General features: G+C 45.2%; 2 protein-coding genes and 1 pseudogene. All 3 read left to right on the top strand.

Annotated features, from left to right (window positions below; all coding sequences use genetic code 11):
* A pseudogene (locus UYI_RS33785) lies at nt 1-331 on the top strand (hypothetical protein); the annotation flags it as partial.
* Between the two features lie 180 nt (nt 332-511).
* Nucleotides 512-3,691 (top strand): cation-translocating P-type ATPase, encoded by a 3,180-nt coding sequence (locus UYI_RS0130745; protein ID WP_016870526.1) that lies wholly within the window; start codon nt 512-514, stop codon nt 3,689-3,691.
* A 401-nt stretch (nt 3,692-4,092) separates the two neighbouring features.
* Nucleotides 4,093-5,295: a methionine adenosyltransferase gene (metK, locus tag UYI_RS0130740; protein ID WP_016870525.1), complete on the top strand. Its 1,203-nt coding sequence runs from the start codon at nt 4,093-4,095 to the stop codon at nt 5,293-5,295.
* Nucleotides 5,296-5,565 lie beyond the last annotated feature (270 nt).

The raw sequence follows: 5,565 nt of genomic DNA, 5'->3' as shown, positions 1-5,565 counted from the left end.
ACTAATTGCAGCTACTGAGGAACCATTTGTGCAAGCAATTCTGGATTTGGCAATTCCTCAAATGAGCTTTGAAAGAGTGGCACTAGTTGGTGATGCTGCCTTCATTCCCCGTCCCCATACAGCAGCCAGCACATCTAAAGCTGCGGCAAATGCGATCGCTCTTGCGGATGCTTTGATTACACATAATCACAATGTGCCAAAAGCCTTAGAGGCTTGGGAACCAGCCCAGCTTGCCTATGGCATACATCTACTCAAACACGGTCAAATGCTTGGCGATCGCTCCCAATTTAGCTACGGTTCAGGTCGATTCGGTGAGGTCATGATCCCCTAAAGTTGAGATTAATTTTCGTTTACAAAAAAATCACCGTAAATAGCACCTTTAGCTCAATTTGCCACCAAAGGCAATAAAGTTATTTAAAGATTTTGCATTCAGACTAGGTTAAAGCTAGAATAAGCATTACAATAAGAAGTTCATGAGTGAATGTAGTTTTTCTCACAACTGAATGAAGAAATGAACAATCACTGCAACTTTTCCCGTCGCAGTCGGGATGCTCTTGTTCGTGCATTGCATACTGCTGTTGAGGGGAGGGCTAGGTATAAAATCAATGGGTTGCAAGGTTCGGAGGCTCTCAAGAAATACCTAGAGTTGAAGTTGTCAGAGGCGCAGGGCATTAGACAAGTGAGTGCCAATCCTTCTACGGGTAATGTTCTGGTGTTCTACCAACCAGGACATAGTGTTTTAGCGCTGGCTGCACAGATTGAACGCCTGGTTATAGAGTATGCCAAACAAAGTCAACGCTCTATAGTCGGGGCAGCAAAAAAAATCAACCGATTTCAGAAAAAGCCGAAAAATTTACCCGCAAGCAACAAAAAATCTCATCAGCTGACAGCTAGTACTCACCAACAAGAAATTACGACTTGGCATTTAAAAGCAACTGATGCAGTTATTACCGAGTTAAAAACTTCTCAAGTATCAGGTTTAACCACCAAAAAAGCACAAGAAAAGCTAAAAAAATACGGACCTAATGCTTTACCAGAAGCAGATCCCCGCTCCGGGTTAAGTATGTTTGTTGACCAGTTTAAATCCTTACCCGTAGGACTTTTAGCTGTGGCTGCTGGCGTTTCCGTTGCTACCGGCGGCTTAGTAGATGCTTTGGTGATCATGGGGGTTGTGGTTATTAATGCTGCCATTGGTTACGCCACAGAAAGCAACTCCGAAAAGGTGATTCGCTCCCTCAAGAATCTAGTTAATCCCACAGCATTTGCACTCCGCGATGGCAACATTCAAGAAATCAGCGCTCAGGAAATCGTCATCGGGGATATCCTGATTCTCAAACCTGGTAGTTACGTGCCAGCAGATGCCAGACTTTTAGAAGCACGTCGCCTCAGTATTGATGAGTCGGCACTGACTGGCGAGAGTATGCCCGTGAGTAAATCCGCTCATACTCTAATTGGTGACAATATTCCCTTGGGCGATCGCACCAACATGGTTTACATGGGAACACTAGTCACCGGTGGACAAGGAACGGCGGTAGTAGTTGCCACTGGTAAATACACGGAAATGGGCAAGATCCAGATGATGGTCAGTGAAGCCACATTGCCCGAAACCCCGATGGAGAAACAGCTAGACCAAGCTGGTAGCCAGCTAGTCATGGTATCAGGTGCAGTATGTGCCTTATTCTTTGGGATCGGACTGTGGCGTGGTAACACTCTGCTACAAATGCTTAAGTCATCCATCTCCTTGGCAGTCGCAGCAGTACCTGAAGGTCTACCCACAGTAGCGACTACAACCCTGGCCCTGGGGATCGCTAACATGAGAAAGCACAACGTCCTGATTCGGCGTTTGGATGCAGTCGAAACCCTTGGTTCTGTCCAGACAATCTGCATGGATAAAACCGGAACGATCACCGCTAACCGGATGACAGTCGTAGAACTGTGTACGGATAACAAATGTATCCAAGCATCTGCTGACCAATTACTCTTGGGTAACGAAGCGGTTAATCCCTATGAAAACGAACAGCTGTTAAAGCTGATTCACGTCTTAACGCTGTGTAACGAAAGCGAAGTTGAAAAAGAAGGTGATCAATACACCGTCAGAGGTTCCGCCACTGAAAATGCCCTGATCGATGTTGCGATTAAAGGAGGAGTGAATGTCCCTAGTCTGCGGGCAAATTATCCGCGACTGAAGATCAATCACCGTTCCCAAGAACGCAATTACATGGCGACACTGCACGCCACTCCTAATGAACAGCAAAAGTTGATCGCAGTTAAAGGCAGTCCCTCAGAAGTTCTCAGTCTGTGTAATTGGCAAATCAAAAACGGGGAAAAAGTCCCCCTTACCGAAGCAGACAGACAAGCCATTGAAAACGACAACGATGATATGGCTGGTAAAGCGCTGCGGGTATTGGGGGCTGCTTACCAACTTGATGACTCCGAAAATATCCATACTCGCGACTTGATCTGGCTGGGATTGGTCGGCATGATCGATCCCATTAGAAATGGTGTGCAAGATTTGATGGGAGGTTTCCATCAAGCAGGGATCGATACAGTCATGATTACTGGCGATCAAAGCCCAACCGCCTACGCTATTGGCAAAGAACTAAATCTCAGCAAAGGCGAACAACTGCAAATTCTCGATTCCACCCACCTGAACAACCTCGAACCAGAGGTAATGAAAGGATTATGTGATCGCGTTCATGTTTTCGCCAGAATCAGTCCCGCGAACAAATTACAAGTTGTGCAAGCATTGCAAAGTAGCGGCAAAGTCGTGGCCATGACAGGCGATGGCATTAATGACGCCCCAGCATTGAAAGCTGCGGACGTGGGGATTGCGATGGGACACACAGGTACAGATGTTGCCCGGGAAGTCGCAGACGTCATCCTGGAAGACGACAATCTGGAAACCATGATTATTGCCGTCAGCCACGGACGCACAATCTATAACAACATCCGCAAATCTGTCCATTATCTGCTGTCTACCAACGCCAGCGAAATCATGGTGATGTTAGCAGCAACTACAGCTGGTATCGGTCATCCCCTCACAGCCATACAACTATTGTGGGTGAACTTGGTCTCAGACATCTTCCCAGCCCTAGCCCTGGCGATGGAAGCACCAGAACCGGATGTGTTGCTCACACCACCCCGTGATCCCAAAGAACCAATCATTAGAAATGCAGACTTTGGTAGAATCCTAGTGGAATCAGCAGCATTGTCTGCCAGTGCCTTGGCAGCCTACTGGTATGGTATCAGTCGTTACGGCTTCGGCCCGCAAGCCAGCACCATCGGGTTCATGAGTTTGACAATGGCCCAGCTGTTGCATACCTTCACCTGTCGTTCCCAAACGCACACGATCTTCAGTAAGCAAAAACTGCCGCCTAATAAATACTTAAATATAGCTATAGGTGGCTCTTTTGTTCTCCAGATCCTAGCTGCGATCGTACCTGGACTCAAAGGTCTACTGCAAATCTCGCCGATCAATCTTGTTGATACTGCGGTGATTGGTAGTAGTGCTGTCCTGCCATTCCTGTTCAACGAGGGTAGAAAGGAAATCGCGACTAGATATTTGCGAGGAGATCACAACTCACCACGTCTGCTTGCTGGTAGTCAAGATGACTCTGCTACTAGCTCTGTATTGGAACCAGGAGAACAACAAGAAGTTGAGTTACAAACTGTTGCTGTTGTTGTCTCTTAATTAAGATAATCAATAGCGCATTTAGTAGAGGTACGGTAATGCCGTACCTTTACGTTTAAGGTTAATATCCTAGCCTTTCAAGGTGGAAATTCTCGAAATCAACTTCTCTGTAAGGTCTTATCTCTGTGTTCTCCGTGCCTCTGCGGTTAAATAACTTTTAAACCGCAGAGAACGCAGAGAGCGCAGAGAGTAAAAAAGAGATTTTATGAGTCACCTTGAAAGGGCTGAGTTAATTCTTTGAGTCTGGTTTGGCGTCAAAATTTAGGATTAAATTTGAAACGCACAGAGAAGTTTGTAGACGCGCTTTGCGCGGCTTCGGTGAAGGGTGCGTCGGCTTCCGGCGATTAAAGCTTCGGTGGGAAAGCAGAGTTTTGGTTATGAATTAAGACAAAATTAAATATATGAAAAAAGATTTTATGTTTAGTTCGGAATCGGTGACTGAGGGACACCCGGATAAACTTTGTGATCAAATTAGTGATGCAATTGTTGATAAATTTCTCCAAAAAGATCCTTATTCTCATGTGATTGCAGAATGTGCTGTAGCAACGGCGCTGGTATTCATTGCTGCGAGATTTGAATCGGATGCAGTTGTAGATTTTACGAAAATAGCTAGAAAGGTAATTGAGCAGGTTGGGTATGATGAACCTGATTTTAATGCTAAAACTTGCAGCATTGTCACTAGTGTTAAGGAATTACAGTCCAGTAGCTATCGTTATTGGGATGCAAGAAAATTATCGGATGATGAAATGGAGTTAATTCCGGCTACGGATCAGGTGACAGTATTTGGTTTTGCCTGCAATCAAACTCCTGCTTTGATGCCACTTCCGATCTGGTTGGCGCACCAATTAGCTAGACGACTAACTACTGTACGACATGAGAAAATACTGCCATACATTGCACCGGATGGTAAAACTCAAGTCGGGATTGAATATCGCGATCGCAAACCCTACAGAATCCACAGTATCTCGATTCTAGCCAGTAAAAAGTCTACTTCCACATCAGACAGGAATAAGGAGAAAACACTCCAGCAAGAAGTTAAAGAGATGATTATTGATCATGTCTTTGCAGAAGAAAAATTTCAGCCTGATGCAAAGACGAGGATATTTATTGACTTCAACCAGCATTTTGCTATTGGTGGACCTTCTGTACATTCGGGGTTAACTGGAAGAAAGAATGCGATCGACACCTACGGAGAATATTCTCGCCACAGTGGTGCTGCTTTAAGTGGCAAAGATCCCACCCGGATAGATAGGGTTGGTGCTTATGCTGCGCGTTATGCGGCGAAAAATGTTGTAGCAGCAGGTTTAGCAGAAGAATGTGAAGTGCAACTGACTTACTCAATGGGACTGGCTAGACCTGTCAGTATTCAGGTAGAGACCTTTGGTACAGGCAAAATTTCTGATGAAGAAATTACGGTGCTTTTGGAAAAGAATTTTGATTTTCGGCTAGCAGGAATTATTAAGAAATTTAACTTGCGGTTGTTGCCTGCAATGTCCAAAGGGGGATATTACCGCAAATTAGCCGTCTACGGTCATGTTGGTAGGATGGATCTGGGAACCGTGCCGTGGGAAGAGACAGATATAGTTACGGCTTTACTAGGATGAAATCGTTGATGTCTTAGGATCTTGGTGGTTAAGCAAGCTGATTTTTAAACGACCAAATCTACTCTTAGTGGAGAAAACCTTGACCGCAGAAAACTTCAATTAAAATGGCAGTTAAAAAGCTGATCATGGTGTTTGCGATCGCTCCAAATTTCGGACTTCAGATTAAAGTCCCAGCGCTGAAGGGGTGACAAAGGGGCTAAAACCGAGGAAATATAAGAGTGTGACCGTTTTGGGGTAAAAAAAGATAGGTCAGGTATTCTCAACAAGACC

This window comes from Fischerella muscicola PCC 7414, assembly GCF_000317205.1.
Classification (GTDB): domain Bacteria; phylum Cyanobacteriota; class Cyanobacteriia; order Cyanobacteriales; family Nostocaceae; genus Fischerella; species Fischerella muscicola.
The sequence above is the reverse complement of the archived record's forward strand: the minus strand, read 5'-3'. Positions and strand labels throughout refer to the sequence as shown.